The following is a 17,922-nucleotide window of genomic DNA, read 5'->3' on the forward strand; positions in this document are numbered from 1 at the left end:
CCTACGGCGCTCAGCCGCGATTCAACTCGAACCAGACGACCTTTCCGGTGCTCAACCGCGTGGCCCCCCACCGCCGAGCCAACCGATTAACCAGGTAGAGCCCCCGCCCACCCTCATCCGTCGCCCGAGCCTGCCGCAGCCGCGGCAACTGAGGCACGTCATCGCCCACCTCGCACCGCAGCACATCGGTCCGCAACAGCCGCAACGTCACCGGCCGCGAGGCATACCGCACGGCGTTCGTCACGACCTCGCTGACCAACAGCTCGACCGAATCCGTGAGTTCCTCCAGCCCCCACCGCGCCAACGCCCGCCGCGCGAGCCGCCGGGCCCGGCCCGGCGCCGCGTCCTCCGGCTCCAGAAACCAGTACGCCACGTCGCTCGGCGCGATCCCGTCGAAGCGGGCGGCGAGCAGCGCGATGTCGTCGTCCCGGTCGCCCGGGCCCAGCATGTCGAGGACCTCGTCGCAGAGGGCCTCCAGCGGCGGCGGGTGATCAGGACCCGTGAGCTGCGCGGTCGCGGCCAGCTTCTCGCGCAGTTGCTCTATGCCGGTCCACACGTCGCGCAGGCGGGACTCGACCAGACCGTCGGTGTAGAGGAGCAGCGTCGCTCCGGCCGGCGCGTCCAGCTCGACGGCCTCGAAGTCGACGCCGCCGACGCCGATCGGCGCGCCCGCCGGAACCCGCAGTACCTCCGCCCGGCCGCCCAGGTGCAGCAGAACGGGCGGCGGATGGCCGGCGTTGGCGATCGTGATCCGATGCGAGACCGGATCGTAGACGGCGTACAAACACGTCGCCATGCGGTCGGTGCCCAGCCGCTGGGCCTGCTCGTCGAGGTGGTGCAGGACCTCCTGCGGGGGCAGGTCGAGACCGGCGAGGGTCTGGGCCGTCGTGCGCAGCTGGCCCATGATCGCCGCCGACGTCATGGAGTGGCCCATGACATCACCGACGACCAGCGCCACGCGACTGCCCGGCAGGGGGATCGCGTCGTACCAGTCGCCGCCCACCCGGGCCGTCTCCGCCGCCGGGAGGTAGCGGGAGGCGAGCCGTACGCCCGTCGGACGCGGCAGCGTCTCCGGCAGCATGGTGCGCTGCAGCTCGTCCGCGATGTACGCCTCACGGCCGTACAGCACCGCCTTGTCGATGCCGAGCGCGCTGTGCGTGGCGAGCTGGGCGGCGACGAGGAGGTCGTCGGGCTCGAAGGCGAGGCGCTCCGGGCGGCGCAGGAAGACCGCGGCGCCGATGACACGGCGGCGGCCGCGCAGTGGGGCGAGGATCGCGCGCTGACCGTCGGGGATGATCAACTGGCCGTCGTCGCCGAGGAGCTCGGGCAGGGCGGCGCGGGCGGCGGGCGCGTCGGCGAAGACGGGACGTACGCCGCGCAGCACCTCGGCGAGCGCACCGCCGGGCCGCACCTCGCACAGCTCGGCGGTGAGGGCGGACAGTTCGGCCAGCTCGGTCGGCTCCGGCTGGGTCTGCGCGGGCAGGAAGCCACCGCCCTCGGTGTCGCGCTCCTCCGGGATCCGGTCGGTGCGGCGCAGCCGCAGCACGACGGGACCCGTGGGCCGCTCGTCGCCGACCGGCAGCGGGTCGCGCAGATAGACGAGGATCGCGTCGGAGAAGGTCGGCACGGTCGCCCGGCACAGCCCCATCACGATCTCGTCCAGGTCGATGCCGCGGGCGATCCGCCGGGTGGCGGCGCCCACGAAGCGCAGCCGGTCGCCGTCCCGCCGCATCGGCGTGGGACGCCCGGGAGGCAGACCCTGCCCGGTGCGCCGCTCGGCGGACGCCTGCGCCGGCTCGGTGCCCGGCTGGGGCGGTATGGCCTCCGGAACGGGCCGAGGCCGGTGCTCACCCACGGTCGAATCCGCTCCCGCGGGAGGGACCCCCATGGGCTCGGCGGCGACGGAGGGCTGCGAGTGCTCGGGGCCGTTGCCGACGATGACTGGGGGCTCCTTGCTCGGGCCGGACGGCGTGGTGGTGCCCGGCGTGGAGGGGGTCTCTCCGGTGCGCGCCTGCGCGGGTAAGGCGGCTGTGCCGCCGGGGGTGTGCGGCGGCGTGGAGTGCGTCGTCGACGGCGTCGAGGTACGCACGAGCGCCCCGCGGGACTCCGCGGGGTCGACGCCCGTCTCGGGGCGTTCGAAGGAGGTCGGCTGCTCCGTCACGCCTTTCGAATCCATCCGTCCGGGGCTGCGCGCCACGCGTGCAGTTCGTCCCGCCGAAACTCCGATACCCGCAATACGTGCCCCAGGAACGGAATTCCCGCGTGGCCAGAGACAGTTCCTGTGCCGCCGGTGGAACCTCCGCGGCCCGTACCGGTGCCACGGGCGTTGCCCTGGTAACCCTCGCTCACGTCCTGCCGCCCCTCGGTGACGATCGGTCAAGCCCGGCGCGCACTCCGGAAGTTGCCCATGCGCGCCCTTGCGGAGGACGATCCTACGTTTGTTGCCCGGGGGCGCATCAAGGGTCTCATGAGGACAGGTGCGCGGGCGTGCGATCCCAGTCCTCAGGCAAAGAAGGTACAGCCCAGGAGGGATCCGGGCGCCAGTGCGGCCAGTCGTCCGAGAACGGCGGCCCCCAGGCGCGGATCACCTCCACCGCCTCGCGCCCCGCCTCCCGCACCCGCGCGGCGAGCCGTTCGTCGATCAGCCCGTCCCGCTGGGCCTGCGCGAACTCGTCCTCGTCCCGCCAGTGCCAACTGCGGTCCGGGTGCACGGAGATGTCGAGGAAGTGGTCCTCGGAGTCCACCCCACCCGACCAACGGGTCAGCGGCTCCTCGAGATTCACGTACCAGTTCTTGAACCGCCACCCGGGCTCCCAGAACAGCCACACCGACCACGGCTCACCGGGCCGCGCGAGCTTCAGCACCCCGGTGCCGAACCAGCGGTCGAGCTGGACGGAGCGCGGCTTGGTGTACCGCGTCTCAAGAGGCTCCAGGTGCACGGCGGTTCCGTCCGCGAGGACGGGCTTCACGCACTGCGTCCCAGGCGCCAGCCATACGGCGAGGAGCTCGTCGTCGTCCCGTACGACGGTGACGGGACGCGCGATGTGGAAGCCACGGCCCGCGTTCTCCCGGTACCGCCACAGGATCTGCGTCCCGGGCGCCCAGGAGCCCGTCGAGCCGCCCGCTTCCACTTCCGTCGTCACCGCTCCACCGTCTTCCATGCGCAGATATTAGGTGCCACAGGCATACGACGCTGCGGTGAGTGTCACGGTTCACGCCGCCGAGGCGTTCCGGCGGCCACTGGTTACGGCCGCGTCATCCGCAGGACATCCAGGGCCTCGTCGAGCTGCTCGAGTGTGAGGTCACCGCGCTCCACGTACCCGTTGTCCAGGACGACTTGGCGGATCGTCCGGCGCTCCGCGAGGGCCTTCTTGGCGACCTTGGCGGCCTCCTCGTACCCGATGTACTTGTTGAGCGGCGTGACCACGGAGGGTGACGACTCGGCGTACTCGAGGGCCCGTTCGCGGTGCGCGACGATGCCGTCGACCGTACGGTCGGCCAGCAGCCGGGAGGCATTGGCCAGCAACCGGATGGACTCCAGGACGTTCTTCGCGATCACCGGGAGCATCACGTTCAGCTCGAAGTTGCCGGCGGCTCCGGCGGTGGCCACGGTGGCGTCGTTGCCGACGACCTGCGCGGCGACCATGAGGACGGCCTCCGGAATGACCGGGTTGACCTTGCCGGGCATGATCGAGGACCCCGGCTGGAGGTCGGGGAGGCTGATCTCGGCGAGCCCGGTGCGCGGCCCGGACGACATCCACCGCAGATCATTGGCGATCTTGGTCAGCCCGACCGCGATCGTCCTGAGCTGCCCACTGGTCTCCACGATCCCGTCCCGGGCGCCCTGCGCCTCGAAGTGGTCCCGCGCCTCGGTGAGCGGCAGCCCGGTGACCCGGGCCACCTCCTCGATGACGGCGGCGGAGAAGCCGGGGGGCGTGTTGATGCCGGTGCCGACGGCCGTGCCGCCGAGGGGGAGTTCGGCGAGGCGGGGGAGGGAGGCCTGCAGTCGCTCGACGCCGTACCGCACCTGGGCGGCGTACCCGCCGAACTCCTGGCCCAGCGTCACGGGCGTGGCGTCCATGAGATGGGTCCGCCCCGACTTCACGACATCGGCGAACTCCTCGGCCTTGCGCTCCAGGGACGCGGCCAGGTGCTCCAGCGCCGGGATCAGGTCACGGGTGACGGCGGCGGTGGCGGCGATGTGGATGGAGGAGGGGAAGACGTCGTTGGAGGACTGGGAGGCGTTCACATGGTCGTTGGGATGGACGTCCCGCCCGAGCCGCTCGGTCGCGAGGGTGGCGATCACCTCGTTGGTGTTCATGTTGGACGAGGTGCCGGACCCGGTCTGGAACACGTCGATCGGGAAGTGCGCGTCCCACCGCCCCTCGGCGACCTCGACCGCCGCCTCCTGGATCGCCCCGGCGACGTCCTCGTCGAGCACCCCCAACCGCGCGTTCACCTTGGCGGCGGCGCCCTTGATACGGGCGAGGGCCTCGATGTGGGCGCGTTCGATGCGCTGCCCGGAGATCGGGAAGTTCTCGACGGCACGCTGGGTCTGCGCCCGCCACTTGGCGTCCGCGGGGACGCGGACCTCGCCCATGGAGTCGTGCTCGATGCGGTAGTCGCTCATACCGGGTACAGCGTGGGGGCGGGGGCGGTTGTTCCGGGGTTGGTCCGCTCGGGGGTTGCTTTCTCGCCCGCCGGAGGGGTTGTATCCAGCCCGTCTGGGGGTGCCCCCGCTGGGGGAGTTTGGGGACGAGGCCCGTTCAGGGCCGAAGCGGGGGTCTGGGGGCGGCAGCCCCCAGAGATGGGACGGGTAGGGGCGGCGGGGGCGAAAACCTCCCCGCCGCACCCGAGGCGCTACGCCAGCCCCGGCCCCCGCACCGGAATCGACGTGAACGTCGGCTGAGGCGCCGGGTCCTGGAAGAAGTCGTTGCCCTTGTCGTCGACCACGATGAACGCCGGGAAGTCCTCGACCTCGATCTTCCAGACGGCCTCCATGCCGAGCTCCTCGTACTCGACGACCTCGACCTTCTTGATGCAGTCCTGGGCGAGACGCGCCGCGGGCCCGCCGATGGACCCGAGGTAGAAGCCGCCGTGGGCGTCGCACGCGTCGGTGACCTGCTTGCTGCGGTTGCCCTTGGCCAGCATCACCTTGGAACCGCCCGCCGCCTGGAACTGCTCGACGTAGGAGTCCATGCGGCCGGCCGTGGTCGGCCCGAAGGAACCGGACGCGTACCCCTCCGGCGTCTTGGCCGGCCCCGCGTAGTACACGGGGTGGTCCTTCAGGTACTGCGGCATGTCCTCGCCCGCATCCAGCCGCTCCTTGATCTTGGCGTGCGCGATGTCACGCGCCACGACCAGCGGACCGGTGAGGGAAAGGCGCGTCTTCACCGGGTACTTGGTCAGCTCGGCGAGGATGTCGTCCATCGGCTGGTTGAGGTCGATCCTGACCACGTCGCCGTCCGACTCGAGGTGCTCGTCCGTCGTCTCCGGCAGGAACCGCGCCGGGTCGGTCTCCAGCTGCTCCAGGAAGACGCCCTCGGCGGTGATCTTCGCGACGGCCTGCCGGTCGGCGGAGCAGGACACGGCGATGGCGACCGGACACGAAGCCCCGTGCCGCGGCAGCCGCACCACACGCACGTCGTGGCAGAAGTACTTGCCGCCGAACTGCGCCCCGATCCCGATCTTCTGCGTGAGCTCGAAGACCTTCTCCTCCAGCTCCTTGTCCCGGAACCCGTGCCCGAGCGGCGAGCCCTCGGCCGGGATCTCGTCCAGGTAGTGGGCGGAGGCGTACTTCGCGGTCTTGAGGGCGTACTCGGCGCTCGTACCGCCCACCACGATCGCCAGGTGGTACGGCGGACAGGCGGCCGTACCCAGCGAACGGATCTTCTCCTCCAGGAACTTCATCATGGAGGCCTCGTTCAGGACGGCCTTGGTCTCCTGGTAGAGGAACGACTTGTTGGCCGAGCCGCCGCCCTTCGCCATGAAGAGGAACTTGTAGGCGCCGCCGTCGGTGGCGTACAGCTCGATCTGCGCCGGCAGGTTGGAGCCGGTGTTCTTCTCCTCCCACATGGTGAGCGGAGCCATCTGCGAGTACCGCAGGTTGAGCTTGGTGTACGCGTCGTAGATGCCGCGGGAGAGGGCCTCCTCGTCACCGCCCTCGGTCAGCACGTTCTGCCCGCGCTTGCCCATCACGATGGCCGTACCGGTGTCCTGGCACATCGGCAGGACGCCCGCCGCCGCGATGTTGGCGTTCTTCAGCAGGTCCAGCGCGACGAACTTGTCGTTGCCCGACGCCTCGGGGTCGTCGATGATGCGCCGCAGCTGGGCCAGGTGCGCGGGCCGCAGATAGTGCTGGATGTCGTGGATGGCCTCCTCGGCCAGCTTGCGCAGCGCCTCGGGCTCCACCTTGAGGAACGTCCGCCCGTCGGCCTCGAAGGTGGAGACACCCTCGGCGGTCACCAGCCGGTACGGGGTGGTGTCCTCTCCCATGGGGAGCAGATCGGTGTACGCGAACTCAGGCATCGGTGCCCATTCCTCACTCGGCAGCTTCTTCGAGGCGCTCTCGCCTGCGGCCGGCCTCCATTGGCAAGCGCCAACCAGCGTAGAACCTGCCACTGACGGCGAGCTTGTGAGGTAAGGCTCAGTTCGACACCGATCGACGCGAGAGAGGGGCTATCGCGATCTATCGTGTTTGGGTACGCTGCTGCCGTGGACCTTCAGAAGCAGACCGCGCCCCCTGCCACCACCGAGCTCCGCGCCTCCGACGCCGACCGCGACCGGATCGCCGACATCCTGCGTGAAGCCCTGGCCGAGGGCCGCCTCACCGCCGACGAGCACGCGGAGCGCGTCGAGGGCGTGCTGGCGGCCAAGACGGTCGGCGAACTGGACGTCTTCATACGGGATCTGCCGGCCGCCCACCCCCGCCGCGCACCCCAGGTGCCGGCCGCCGGCCGCCCCGCCCCCGTCGCGGTGCCCGCCGACCCCGACGAGAACGTGGTCGCGGTCTTCAGCGCCGCCGTCCGCAAGGGCCGCTGGCGCGCGGGCCGCCGTATCCACGCGTACGCGATCTTCGGCAGCGTGGAGATAGACCTCAGCGAGGCCCTCTTCGAGTACCAGCAGGTCGTGATCCGCGCGATATCGGTCTTCGGCAGTGTCGAGGTCCGCGTCCCGGAGAACGTCTCGCTGCGCGGCGCGGGCGGCGGTGTGCTCGGCACCTTCGAGGTGGACACGCTCGACGCCGAGGACCCCGAGGCGCCCGTCGTCCATGTCGACGGCTGGGCGGTGCTCGGCAGCATCGAGGGCAGGCCCAAGCGGGGCAAGCTGGTCGCTGACATCCTCGACCGTGTTCAGCGCAAGGTCGACAAGAGTTTGCGCAAGCATTTGGATCGTTGACGGTTGTGAATCGAAGCGATTCGCACCCGCCTCCGCGGCTCTCTCGCCCGCCGCACAGGGGTGCGCAGGACCCCCCGAAATCCAGCGGTTCGGAACTGCCTGCATAGGCGCGCGCACAGCGGGTAGACCTTGCTGCATCGTCTCTCGCTCGCGAAGCCGTCGTCAGGAGTAGACCGTGCTGCAACCGCCGCATTCGTCCCTGCAGGTCGCTGCCGTTCCGGCCCAGCGGGTGCCAGTGCGAGACAGGGACCAAGACGCCCCATGGCACACAGAGGCCGTGTGCCGCCGCGACGAGGCCGGCCTGTTCTTCGCCCCCTCCAAGGAGCCCACCGCGGCACGCCTCTCCCGCGAGGAGGCGGCCAAGCGGGTCTGCGCCCGCTGCCCGGTCATGGTCGAGTGCCGCGAACACGCCCTCCTCCAGCCCGAGCCGTACGGCGTCTGGGGCGGCCTCACGGCAGCGGAACGCCGCGTGGTCCTGGCGAGGCGCCGCCGCCGCGAAATGGAGTTGAAGAAGGCGACGCGGGCGGCGAACCGGATAGCGCAGGCGGGCTGAAAGGCAAAAAAGAAAGGGCGCCCCCTCCGCACCGGGGGCGCTCCTCACTTTTCGGCGTACGGGGAGATGGCCCACCTAGGGGCGCGGGGAACTGCGCGACAAGCCACCCACAACCCGCGGCCGCCAACGCTCCGCAGCCCCCGAGCTATTTGGCGCGATCGAAGTCGATCGCGCTGTAAGCCCGCAGCTTGCTGAGCCGATGCTCCGAGTCGATCCGCCGCACCGTCCCCGACTTGGACCTCATGACGATCGAGTCCGTGGTCGCGGTCTCCGACCGGTACCGCACACCCCGCAGCAACTCACCGTCGGTGATCCCGGTCGCGACGAAGAACACGTTGTCCCCGGCGACCAGGTCATCGGTCAGCAGCACCCGGTCCAGGTCGTGCCCCGCGTCGATCGCCCGCTGCCGCTCCTCGTCGTCCTTCGGCCACAGCTTGCCCTGGATGGTCCCGCCGAGGCACTTCACGGCGCACGCCGAGATGATGCCCTCCGGCGTACCACCGATGCCGAGCAGCATGTCGACGCCGGTGCCCTCGCGCAGCGCGTAGATCGACCCCGCGACATCGCCGTCGGAGATCAGCTTGATCCGCGCACCGGCGTCCCGGATCTCCTTGATGATGCCCTCGTGCCGAGGCCGGTCGAGGATGACGACGGTGACGTCCTCCGGCGTCGACCGCTTCGCCTTGGCGACCCGGCGGATGTTCACCGCGACGGGCGCGTCGATGTCGACGAAGTCGGCGGCCTCGGGGCCGGTGACCAGCTTGTCCATGTAGAACACGGCGGACGGGTCGAACATGGACCCCCGGTCGGCCGCGGCCAGCACGGAGATCGCGTTCGGCATGCCCTTGGCGGTCAGGGTGGTCCCGTCGATCGGGTCGACGGCGATATCGCACTCGGCCCCGGTCCCGTCGCCGACCCGCTCCCCGTTGAAGAGCATCGGCGCCTCGTCCTTCTCGCCCTCACCGATGACGACGACGCCGTTCATCGACACGGTGTGGACGAGGGTCCGCATGGCGCGCACCGCGGCACCGTCGGCGCCGTTCTTGTCGCCGCGCCCGACCCAGCGACCCGCGGCCATGGCCGCCGCCTCGGTGACACGGACCAGTTCCAGGGCCAGGTTGCGGTCGGGAGCTTCGCTCGGTACCTCGAGCTCGGACGGTAGATGATGATGATTCTCGGTCATCGGAGCGCACCTTTCTGATACGACGACGGCCGGATGAGGGTGACGGCCCTGACTCTATCCCCGGGCGGACAGAATGAGCAGGGGACCCCACGGATGAGCAGACCGGGGCACCTGCGACGATAGTGGGCGTGGCAGGTTCGAACGGCAAGCAGAAGTCGGTCCGGAACATGGTCCTCTCCCTCGGGGTGACCGTGCTCGCGGCGGGGGTCATGTATCTCTTCGTCCCCCATGAGGACGGCACTCCCGACCTCCCCCGGGTCGACTACCGCGTGGAGCTGCTGACGGCACGCCGCGCGGCGCCCTACGGGGTGGAGGCGCCCGAGGGCCTGCCCGATACCTGGAAGGCGACCTCCGTCCGCTTCCAGGGCGACAAGAACGACGCCTGGCACCTCGGCTTCCATGCCCCCGACGGGGAGTACGTGCAGATCGAACAGTCGACTCAGGAGCCGGCGCCGTTCATCGAGGAGGCCAGCCAGGGCGCGCAGCCGACGAAGGTCACCCAGAGCATCGACGGCATGACGTGGACGCGGTACACGGGGGGCCGGTACGACGCGCTCGTACGCCAGCAGGCGGACGTGACGACCGTGGTGGCCGGCACGGGGTCCTTCGAGCAGCTGACGGAGATGGCCGAGGCGCTGAAGGCCAAGTAGGCCTCGTGGGCGCTGCTTGAGCCTCATGAGCATGGCGAAGGCCCCCGGTGTCGCCTCGCCACCGGGGGCCTTCGCCGTGTGGTCGGCAAGGACCACTGGGGGCCGTTGCGGACCGTTGGCCGCTCAGACCGTGGTCACGACCTGGTCGAACTCCAGGCGCGGGGAGCGCGGGTACCAGGCGTCGGCGCCCGGCTTGCCGATGTTGACGACCATGAGCGGGGTGTGGTCGTCGTCCAGGAACTCCTTGCGGACGCCCTCGAAGTCGAAGCCGGTCATCGGGCCGGCGGCCAGCCCGGCGGCGCGGACGCCGACGATGAAGTACGCGGCCTGGAGGGCGGCGTTCATACCGGCGGCGTTCTCACGGGCCGCGCGCTCGCTGAAGAAGACGTCCTTGGCCTGCGGGAACGCCGGGAACAGGGTCGGCAGCTCCTCGTGGAACTCGTTGTCCGCGGAGAGGATCGCGACCAGCGGGGCGGCGGCGGTCTTGGCCTGGTTGCCCTCGGCCATGTGCTGCACCAGGCGCTCACGGGCCTCGGCGGAGCGGACCAGGGTGATGCGCAGCGGGGTCTGGTTGAAGGCGGTCGGGCCGTACTTGACCAGGTCGTAGATCGCCTGCACCTGCTCCTCGGTCACCGGCTCGTCGGTGAACGTGTTCGCGGTACGGGCCTCGCGGAACAGCAGGTCCTGGGCGGCGGGGTCAAGGACGAGAGACATGCGTGAACCTTCTCGGGGAGTACGTGGTGCGTCGGGTGTCGTGAGCTAAGCGGACCGGGGACCGCTTACCGAGTCGACAGTACGCGAGACAAGTTCAAGGTTCAACAAAGGGCGGGCTTCGGTGACCTGGTTCACAGCCCGCCCCGTCTCAGGAGCCGTGGCTCAGCAGTCGTGTCTCAGTACCGTGGCTCAGGAGTCGTCCCCGCCGTTCTCCTGCGCGGCCTCCGCCTCGGCCTCCTCGGCGAGCGCCGCGTCCAGGCGGGCCCGCGCCCCGTCCAGCCAGCGCCGGCACACCTTGGCCAGCTCCTCGCCCCGCTCCCAGAGCGCGAGGGACTCCTCGAGCGTCGTACCGCCCGCCTCCAGACGCCGTACGACCTCGATCAGTTCGTCCCGGGCCTGCTCATAGCCCAGTGCCTCTTCCACCTTGCTGGTCATTCGCCCACCCTATGCATCGCTTCGTGCGTCGTTTCGTGCGTCGTTTCGTGCGTCGACCCGTACGGAGAACTCACCCTCGGCGACCCGCGCCCGCAGCGCCTCGTCCGCCGCCACCTCGCCCGGGTCGCGGACCACGTGCCCGTCGGCCCTCTGCAGCACCGCGTACCCCCGCTTGAGGGTCGCCGCGGGGGAGAGGGCCACCACGCGCGCGTGCGTGTGCGTCAATTCCGACTCCGCGCGGTCGAGGTGGTGGCCGAGGCAGCGGCGGCCGCGGTCGAGGAGGGAGGCCACGTGATCGGCGCGTTCGTCGATCATCCGGTGCGGATCCTCTATCGAGGGCCGCGCGAGGGCGTGGGCGAGCCCGCGTTCCTCCCGGTCGATGAAGGCCTCGACACACCGCCGGGCCCTGTCCCGCAGCATCCGCACCCGCTCGTACTCCTCGCCGACGTCCGGCACGACCTTCTTGGCGGCGTCGGTCGGGGTGGAGGCGCGCAGGTCGGCGACGTAGTCGAGGAGGGGCGTGTCCGGCTCGTGTCCGATGGCCGACACGACGGGCGTACGGCACGAGGCGACGGCCCGTACCAGTTGCTCGTCGGAGAAGGGCAGCAGGTCCTCGACGCTCCCGCCGCCACGGGCGACGATGATCACGTCCACGTCGTCGATCGCGTCGAGCTCCTTCACCGCCTGCACGACCTGCGGCACGGCGTGCACGCCCTGCACGGGGACGTTGCGCACCTCGAAGCGGACGGCCGGCCAGCGGTGGCGGGCGTTCTCGAGCACGTCCCGCTCGGCGGCGGAGGCCCGTCCGCAGACGAGGCCGATGAGCTGGGGGAGGAAGGGGAGTGTCTTCTTCCGCTCCGGCGCGAACAGCCCCTCGGCGGCGAGGGCCTTCTTCAGCATCTCCAGCCGGGCGAGCAGCTCGCCGACGCCGACGGGCCTTATCTCGGTGGCGCGCAGGGAGAGCTGGCCGCGGGGGGCGTACCACTCCGGTTTGGCGAGTACGACGACACGGGCGCCCTCGCTCACGACGTCGGCGACGGCGTCGAACACCTGCCGGTAGGCCGTCACGCTCACGGAGATGTCGTACGACGGGTCGCGCAGCGTCAGGAACACGACGCCGGCACCGGGCCGCCGCGACAACTGCGTGATCTGCCCCTCGACCCAGACCGCCCCGAGCCGGTCGATCCAGCCGCCGATGAGCCGCGACACCTCACCTACGGGCAGGGGGGATTCGGGCGACGTGTTCACAGCCATGCGCCGAGCGTAACGGCCACCGCCGACATCACCGGCCGGCGGTCGGGTGCGGGCAGGGAGCGTTTTCGCCCCGCCGCCCCTACCCGTCCCGTCCCTGGGGGCTGCCGCCCCCAGACCCCCGCTTCGGCCCGAAGGGCCTCGTCCTCAAACTCCCCCAGAGGGGGCACCCCCCAGACGGGCTGAAACCCCACAGTCCCCCACCCCCTCGCCACCAACCCGTCACCCGCGCGATCTTCGCGCCCCCGAACGCCCCCTTACGATGGGACGCATGACTGCTTCGCCTGGCCGCCGTGTCCTGCTCGCCGCCCCCCGTGGCTACTGCGCGGGTGTGGACCGCGCCGTGATCGCCGTCGAGAAAGCCCTGGAGCAGTACGGCGCTCCGGTGTACGTCCGGCACGAGATCGTCCACAACAAGTACGTCGTGCAGACCCTGGAGCGGAAGGGCGCCGTCTTCGTCGAGCGGACGGAGGAGGTCCCGCCGGGGAACATCGTGATGTTCTCCGCCCACGGTGTCGCCCCCGTCGTCCACGAGGAGGCCGCGCGCGGCAAGCTCGCCACCATCGACGCGACCTGCCCGCTGGTCACCAAGGTGCACAAGGAAGCCGTCCGCTTCGCCAATGAGGACTACGACATCCTCCTGATCGGGCACGAGGGCCACGAAGAGGTCATCGGCACCTCCGGCGAGGCCCCCGAGCACATCCAGCTCGTCGACGGGCCGAAGGACGTCGCCAAGGTCGAGGTCCGCGACGAGTCGAAGGTGGTCTGGCTCTCCCAGACCACCCTCTCCGTCGACGAGACCATGGAGACCGTCGACGCGCTGAAGGAGAAGTTCCCGCAGCTCATCTCCCCGCCCAGCGACGACATCTGCTACGCCACGCAGAACCGCCAGCTCGCGGTGAAGCAGATGGGCGCCGAGGCCGAGCTGGTCATCGTGGTCGGCTCGCGCAACTCCTCCAACTCCAAGCGGCTCGTCGAGGTCGCCAAGCTGGCCGGCTCGCGCGAGGCCTATCTCGTGGACTTCGCGAGCGAGATCGACGAGGCCTGGCTGGAGGGCGTGACGACGGTGGGCGTCACCTCAGGCGCCTCCGTCCCGGAGGTGCTCGTCGAGGAGGTCCTGGAGTGGCTCGCGCAGCGCGGCTACGGCGACGTCGAGCTGGTCAAGGCGGCCGAGGAGTCCATCACCTTCTCCCTGCCGAAGGAGCTCCGCCGCGACCTGCGCGAGGAGGCGGCGGCGCTGATCGCCGAGCGCACGGGGGCCGCGGGCTCCGGCGACTCCGCGGAGTGACTGTCAGTCCACCGTCGTAACGTAGGGCCATGCAGATCTTCGGCTTGGACATCGGTGGATCCGGGATCAAGGGCGCCCCGGTGGACCTGGACAGAGGCGACCTCGCGCAGGAGCGCTTCAAGGTGCTCACTCCGCACCCGGCCACGCCCGACGGGGTGGCCGACGGTGTGAAGCAGGTCGTCGAGCACTACGGCTGGACAGGACCGGTCGGGCTCACCTTCCCCGGTGTGGTCACCGACGGATCCACGATCCGTACGGCGGCGAACGTCGACAAGAGCTGGATCGACACCGACGCGCGCGCGTTGTTCAGCGAGCGCCTCGGTGGTCACCCGGTGACGGTGGTCAACGACGCGGACGCGGCCGGCGTCGCCGAGATGCACTTCGGCGCGGGCCGCGACCGCCGGGGCACCGTGATCCTCCTCACCTTCGGCACCGGCATCGGCAGCGCCCTGTTCATCAACGGCGCCCTCGTCCCCAACACCGAGCTGGGCCACCTCGAACTCCACGGCCATGACGCCGAGAAGCGCGCCTCCAGCAAGGCCAAGGAGGACGAGGAACTGACCTGGGAGCACTGGGCCCACCGCGTCCAGAAGTACCTCGCCCATGTCGAGATGCTGTTCTCCCCGGAGCTGTTCATCATCGGCGGCGGGGTGAGCCGGAAATCCCACAAGTTCCTGCACTACATCGAGGGCATCCAGGCGGAGATCGTTCCGGCCCAGCTGCAGAACAACGCGGGAATCGTGGGGGCCGCGATGCACGCGGCGGAGCAGGCCGGCTAGCCGCCGCCGACGGTCACCGCGACCGGCGCCGGGCCGCCACCCGGCGTGCGATCAGCCGGACCCTTCGTACGGTCACGATGAGACCGGCGATCAGCGTCCCCCCGTACAGCCATCCGGCCTGGGTGGCGAGGGCGGTGAAGAGGCCCATCAGGTGGCCGCTCATCCCCCCGCCGTTGTCGGCCACCGGAACCAGCCCCACCGCGAACGCGATCGGCAGCACGACCGGTGCGGTCACCAGGTCGCCCCTGCGCACCCAGACGGCGGTCAGCACGCACACCGGCAGGAACAGCACGCTGTACACGGTGAGCGAGGCCCCGAAGAGCAGCGCGTCCAGGTAGCCGAGCAGCGCCATCACGGCACCGCAGAACAGCCCGCTGCCCAGCCCCGTGAGCCGGGGGTTGGGGAACCGGCGTACCGCCTGCGGTGCGGGGGACGGCCCGGGCCGCCGTACGGCCGCTGCCGCCGGGGCCGTACCCGAAACCGGGCGGCGCTGGGGGACGGGCCGGGAGGAACGCACGGGCCGGTCGGAGGCCGTGGCCCGGGCGGAACGGGCGGCGGCGAGCCGGGACCGGGACCCGGCGCCCGCCGACCGGGACGACCCGGCGCCCGCAGCCCCCGACGACTCGGCGCCCGCCGACCGGGACGACCGGGCCGACCGGGCAGGCCAGGCGGACCGAGCCGAACCACCCCCGCCACGGGCGAACCCGCCCTCGCCGCGCCCAGTACGACCTTCGCCCCGCTCCACCCTGTCCCCGTCCGCTGCGATTCCGCCCTCGCCCGACGCGAATCCGCCCACACCCCGCGTGGCCCCGCCCGCGCCCCGCCGCGCCACCTGTGCCGGCAGCTGTAACGACAACGGCAACGACGGCGGCGTACCGCGTGGCGATCCGTACCCGGCAGATCGCGTCCTGACTTGCTCCACTGGACCAACCTAGGTCGGTTTATGTGCCGAATGGCCCATGAGACACGCCCAGGGGCGGACCTTGGCCAGGTGTTCGACACGGCGCCGGGGCCGGGTCCGGCACGCCGTAGACTTGTGGATCGGCCCGTGCATCTGCATCGAAGATCGGTCTGCATCGAAGATCGAAGAAGGACCGGGCCCCAGCCCAGCCCCTGAAGTCCTCTCACGTACGGGAAGTCGCAACGTGTCGCTCACGATCGGAATCGTCGGTCTGCCGAATGTCGGCAAGTCGACCCTGTTCAACGCCCTGACCAAGAACGACGTGCTGGCGGCCAACTACCCGTTCGCCACGATCGAGCCGAACGTCGGCGTGGTCGGCGTCCCGGACGCACGCCTCACCAAGCTGGCCGAGATCTTCTCCTCCCAGCGCGTCCTCCCGGCGACCGTCGACTTCGTCGACATCGCGGGCATCGTGCGGGGCGCCTCGGAGGGCGAGGGCCTGGGCAACAAGTTCCTGGCGAACATCCGTGAGTCGGACGCGATCTGCCAGGTCATCCGCGCCTTCAAGGACGAGAACGTCGTGCATGTCGACGGCAAGGTCTCGCCCAAGGACGACATCGAGACGATCAACACCGAGCTGATCCTCGCCGACCTCCAGACCATCGAGAAGGTCCTGCCCCGGCTCCAGAAGGAGTCGCGGATCAAGAAGGACGTCGCGCCGAAGGTGAAGGCCGTCGAGGAGGCCAAGGAGATCCTGGAGAAGGGCGACACGCTCTTCGCGCACGGCATCGTCCAGGGCACCGAGCGCAACGAGCTCCTGCACGACCTGCACCTCCTGACCACCAAGCCCTTCCTGTACGTCTTCAACGTCGACGAGGACGAACTGGTCGACGAGGACTTCAAGAACGAGCAGCGCGCTCTGGTCGCCCCCGCCGAGGCGATCTTCCTGAACGCCAAGCTGGAGGCCGACCTCGCCGAGCTCGACGAGGCGGACGCGATGGAGCTGCTGGAGTCGGTCGGCGCCGAGGAGCCCGGCCTCGCCACCCTCGCCCGCGTCGGCTTCAACACCCTCGGGCTGCAGACCTACCTCACGGCCGGCCCCAAGGAATCCCGAGCCTGGACCATCAAGAAGGGCGCCACCGCCCCGGAGGCCGCCGGCGTCATCCACACCGACTTCCAGAAGGGCTTCATCAAGGCCGAGGTCATCTCCTTCGCCGACCTGGTGGAGACCGGCTCGGTGGCGGAGGCCCGTGCGAAGGGGAAGGCGCGGATGGAGGGCAAGGACTACGTCATGCAGGACGGGGACGTGGTGGAGTTCCGGTTCAACGTGTAGCCGCTGAGGTATCTCCACGTCGCTGATCTGGCAACATGCAGGTCAGAGAGGGTCCGGCTCTGCGGAGTCGGGCCCTTGGTTTTTTTCCCGTGCTGGGATCGTGCTGGGATGGTCGGCTGGTGGAAATTCGAGACAACCTCGTTGAACGCATCGCCGAAGCGGAAGGGAGGGCCGGCTCGGCGAGATCGAAGGGCTCCGCGTCAGTCTGGCCGGCGCTCAGTGCAAGATCAGCCAGCGCGACGGAGGACGGAGATCTTCTCTGGTCCTCCTCCCAACCGCGTCTTGGCAGCGGGCAGAGCGGGATGCGATCGGCAAGCGGGCGGCACTATCCGGCGGTCGGCGTGCACTCAGACCCGCGGCGCCGGATGTTCGTCGACGGCCAGTGCGAACCTCTGCTTGGGGGCGCAGTTCGTGGCCGAACCGTCAGCCGCGCCGGACCGCTCCGAGCTGGGTCCGGTGCAGGTCTGGGGCGGTGAATCGCTGGGCCACCGTGCGCAGGACGCGGGCCATCGCCTGGGCCGGTGGGGTGGCGGGGCGTGCCGTGGCGCGGGCGAGGAGGATGCGGCGGGTCGGGGCGGGGACGTCGGAGGCGAACGGCAGGAGGCGTACGTCGCTGCGTCGGCTGGTGAGGGCCAGGCGGGGTGCGAGCGCGATGCCGAGACCGGCGGCGACCATGGCCTGTGCCTCCTGGTAGTCGTGCGATGAGTAGGCGATGCGCGGCTCGAATCCCGCCTGGCGGCAGCTTCGGCGCAGGACGTCGGCGACGGGGTGGTTGTCGGCGCGGATGATCCACTCCTGGTCGGCGAGGTCGCCGAGGCGCACGGAGGGATGTGTGCGCAGGGGTGAGTCGGCAGGGACGACCAGCACCGTGGGGTCGTCCAGCAGGTGGGTGAGGGCGAGCGCCGGATCGTCGAGGCGGTTCCATTCGTAGTCCCAGAGCAGCCCCTGTTCCACCTCCCCGGTGTGCAGCATCTCCCGGAGCCCCGCGAGGACTCCGGCGCGTACCTCGATGCGGATGCCGGCGTGGCGACGTCGGAAACGCGTGAGCGCCAGCGGCAGCAGGGACGCGCTCGCCGTGGGGAAGGAGCCGAGTCGCAACGTGCCCTGGTCGAGGGCCGTGAACGAGTCCAAGTCGGCTTGCGCCGCGCGCAGTTCACGGCGGATCGCCTGACCTCGCCCGGCCAGCGCGGCACCCGCCGGGGTGGGGCGGATACCGCGCGGCAGCCGCTCGATGAGGGGCTGGCCTGCCTCCTGCTCCAGCAGGGACATCTGCTGGGAGGCGGCGGAGGTGGTCATGCCGAGGGCTTCCGCCGCGGCAGTGAGTGAACCGCGTTCGGTGGCCTCGGTGAGCAGCAACAGACGGCGCACGTTGAGCATGCCGACGACTTTAGCTGAGCTAAACCCAGGTGAAGCGAACTGCGATTGTTCCGAAGTCAT

16 protein-coding genes are annotated in these 17,922 nt (G+C 70.4%); 6 read left to right on the top strand and 10 right to left on the bottom strand.

What is annotated here, in order from left to right; translation table 11 throughout:
- Positions 1–10: 10 nt before the first annotated feature.
- From IF78_RS0120110 to IF78_RS0120125, 4 genes are all read right to left on the bottom strand, one after another.
- Positions 11–2,176: an ATP-binding SpoIIE family protein phosphatase gene (locus IF78_RS0120110; RefSeq protein WP_031483749.1), complete on the bottom strand. Its 2,166-nt coding sequence runs from the start codon at positions 2,174–2,176 to the stop codon at positions 11–13.
- Positions 2,177–2,465: 289 nt separating this feature from the next.
- Positions 2,466–3,161 carry a cytidylyl-2-hydroxypropylphosphonate hydrolase gene (gene fomD / locus IF78_RS0120115; protein ID WP_031483750.1) on the bottom strand — a complete coding sequence of 232 codons (696 nt, stop codon included), beginning with the start codon at positions 3,159–3,161 and terminating at the stop codon, positions 2,466–2,468.
- Positions 3,162–3,244: 83 nt separating this feature from the next.
- The gene (locus tag IF78_RS0120120) at positions 3,245–4,630 is read right to left on the bottom strand and encodes a class II fumarate hydratase (RefSeq protein WP_031483752.1); all 1,386 of its coding nucleotides are present in this window, start codon (positions 4,628–4,630) and stop codon (positions 3,245–3,247) included.
- Between the two features lie 230 nt (positions 4,631–4,860).
- The gene (locus IF78_RS0120125) at positions 4,861–6,528 is read right to left on the bottom strand and encodes a fumarate hydratase (RefSeq protein WP_031483754.1); all 1,668 of its coding nucleotides are present in this window, start codon (positions 6,526–6,528) and stop codon (positions 4,861–4,863) included.
- A 186-nt stretch (positions 6,529–6,714) separates the two neighbouring features.
- Here IF78_RS0120125 and IF78_RS0120130 point away from each other — a divergent pair, with 186 nt between their 5' ends.
- Both IF78_RS0120130 and IF78_RS43740 read left to right on the top strand, forming a co-directional pair.
- The gene (locus IF78_RS0120130; protein ID WP_031483756.1) at positions 6,715–7,398 is read left to right on the top strand and encodes a DUF1707 SHOCT-like domain-containing protein; all 684 of its coding nucleotides are present in this window, start codon (positions 6,715–6,717) and stop codon (positions 7,396–7,398) included.
- A 175-nt stretch (positions 7,399–7,573) separates the two neighbouring features.
- Positions 7,574–7,951, top strand: coding sequence for a WhiB family transcriptional regulator (locus IF78_RS43740; protein ID WP_031483757.1), 378 nt, complete (start codon positions 7,574–7,576; stop codon positions 7,949–7,951).
- 145 nt (positions 7,952–8,096) lie between these two features.
- Here the strand turns inward: IF78_RS43740 and glpX are convergent, their stop codons facing one another.
- A complete protein-coding gene (gene glpX, locus IF78_RS0120140) occupies positions 8,097–9,134 on the bottom strand; it encodes a class II fructose-bisphosphatase (RefSeq protein WP_031483760.1) in 1,038 nt (345 codons plus the stop codon).
- Between the two features lie 128 nt (positions 9,135–9,262).
- Here glpX and IF78_RS0120145 point away from each other — a divergent pair, with 128 nt between their 5' ends.
- Positions 9,263–9,784 (top strand): DUF4245 domain-containing protein, encoded by a 522-nt coding sequence (locus IF78_RS0120145; protein ID WP_031483762.1) that lies wholly within the window; start codon positions 9,263–9,265, stop codon positions 9,782–9,784.
- A 123-nt stretch (positions 9,785–9,907) separates the two neighbouring features.
- On the opposite strand, the gene IF78_RS0120150 is transcribed toward IF78_RS0120145, so the two are convergent.
- From IF78_RS0120150 to xseA, 3 genes are all read right to left on the bottom strand, one after another.
- Positions 9,908–10,498: a malonic semialdehyde reductase gene (locus tag IF78_RS0120150; RefSeq protein ID WP_031483765.1), complete on the bottom strand. Its 591-nt coding sequence runs from the start codon at positions 10,496–10,498 to the stop codon at positions 9,908–9,910.
- Positions 10,499–10,687: 189 nt separating this feature from the next.
- Positions 10,688–10,933: an exodeoxyribonuclease VII small subunit gene (locus IF78_RS0120155; RefSeq protein ID WP_031483767.1), complete on the bottom strand. Its 246-nt coding sequence runs from the start codon at positions 10,931–10,933 to the stop codon at positions 10,688–10,690.
- Between the two features lie 9 nt (positions 10,934–10,942).
- A complete protein-coding gene (xseA, locus tag IF78_RS0120160) occupies positions 10,943–12,187 on the bottom strand; it encodes an exodeoxyribonuclease VII large subunit (protein WP_031483769.1) in 1,245 nt (414 codons plus the stop codon).
- A gap of 259 nt (positions 12,188–12,446) precedes the next feature.
- On the opposite strand from xseA, the gene IF78_RS0120165 reads away from it, so the two are divergent.
- A complete protein-coding gene (locus IF78_RS0120165) occupies positions 12,447–13,472 on the top strand; it encodes a 4-hydroxy-3-methylbut-2-enyl diphosphate reductase (RefSeq protein WP_031483771.1) in 1,026 nt (341 codons plus the stop codon).
- Between the two features lie 29 nt (positions 13,473–13,501).
- Positions 13,502–14,251 (top strand): polyphosphate--glucose phosphotransferase, encoded by a 750-nt coding sequence (gene ppgK, locus IF78_RS0120170; RefSeq protein ID WP_031483773.1) that lies wholly within the window; start codon positions 13,502–13,504, stop codon positions 14,249–14,251.
- Between the two features lie 13 nt (positions 14,252–14,264).
- Here ppgK and IF78_RS46270 read toward each other — a convergent pair whose 3' ends face one another.
- Positions 14,265–14,768 carry a DUF6542 domain-containing protein gene (locus IF78_RS46270; RefSeq protein ID WP_234439853.1) on the bottom strand — a complete coding sequence of 168 codons (504 nt, stop codon included), beginning with the start codon at positions 14,766–14,768 and terminating at the stop codon, positions 14,265–14,267.
- Positions 14,769–15,396: 628 nt separating this feature from the next.
- Here IF78_RS46270 and ychF point away from each other — a divergent pair.
- Entirely contained in the window at positions 15,397–16,485 is a 1,089-nt protein-coding gene (ychF, locus tag IF78_RS0120180; RefSeq protein ID WP_031483778.1) for a redox-regulated ATPase YchF, read from the top strand.
- Between the two features lie 423 nt (positions 16,486–16,908).
- Here ychF and IF78_RS0120185 read toward each other — a convergent pair whose 3' ends face one another.
- Positions 16,909–17,862 (bottom strand): LysR family transcriptional regulator, encoded by a 954-nt coding sequence (locus tag IF78_RS0120185; RefSeq protein ID WP_031483780.1) that lies wholly within the window; start codon positions 17,860–17,862, stop codon positions 16,909–16,911.
- Positions 17,863–17,922 lie beyond the last annotated feature (60 nt).

This window comes from Streptomyces bicolor (assembly GCF_000719285.1).
GTDB lineage: Bacteria > Actinomycetota > Actinomycetes > Streptomycetales > Streptomycetaceae > Streptomyces > Streptomyces bicolor.

Excerpts from the sequence above, each read along its gene's own strand:
- IF78_RS0120110 (WP_031483749.1), bottom strand. The coding sequence starts at position 2,176 with ATGGATTCGAAAGGCGTGACGGAGCAGCCGACCTCCTTCGAACGCCCC.
- fomD (WP_031483750.1), bottom strand. The coding sequence starts at position 3,161 with ATGGAAGACGGTGGAGCGGTGACGACGGAAGTGGAAGCGGGCGGCTCG.
- IF78_RS0120120 (WP_031483752.1), bottom strand. The coding sequence starts at position 4,630 with ATGAGCGACTACCGCATCGAGCACGACTCCATGGGCGAGGTCCGCGTC.
- IF78_RS0120125 (WP_031483754.1), bottom strand. The coding sequence starts at position 6,528 with ATGCCTGAGTTCGCGTACACCGATCTGCTCCCCATGGGAGAGGACACC.
- glpX (WP_031483760.1), bottom strand. The coding sequence starts at position 9,134 with ATGACCGAGAATCATCATCATCTACCGTCCGAGCTCGAGGTACCGAGC.
- IF78_RS0120150 (WP_031483765.1), bottom strand. The coding sequence starts at position 10,498 with ATGTCTCTCGTCCTTGACCCCGCCGCCCAGGACCTGCTGTTCCGCGAG.
- IF78_RS0120155 (WP_031483767.1), bottom strand. The coding sequence starts at position 10,933 with ATGACCAGCAAGGTGGAAGAGGCACTGGGCTATGAGCAGGCCCGGGAC.
- xseA (WP_031483769.1), bottom strand. The coding sequence starts at position 12,187 with ATGGCTGTGAACACGTCGCCCGAATCCCCCCTGCCCGTAGGTGAGGTG.
- IF78_RS0120165 (WP_031483771.1), top strand. The coding sequence starts at position 12,447 with ATGGGACGCATGACTGCTTCGCCTGGCCGCCGTGTCCTGCTCGCCGCC.
- ppgK (WP_031483773.1), top strand. The coding sequence starts at position 13,502 with ATGCAGATCTTCGGCTTGGACATCGGTGGATCCGGGATCAAGGGCGCC.
- IF78_RS0120185 (WP_031483780.1), bottom strand. The coding sequence starts at position 17,862 with ATGCTCAACGTGCGCCGTCTGTTGCTGCTCACCGAGGCCACCGAACGC.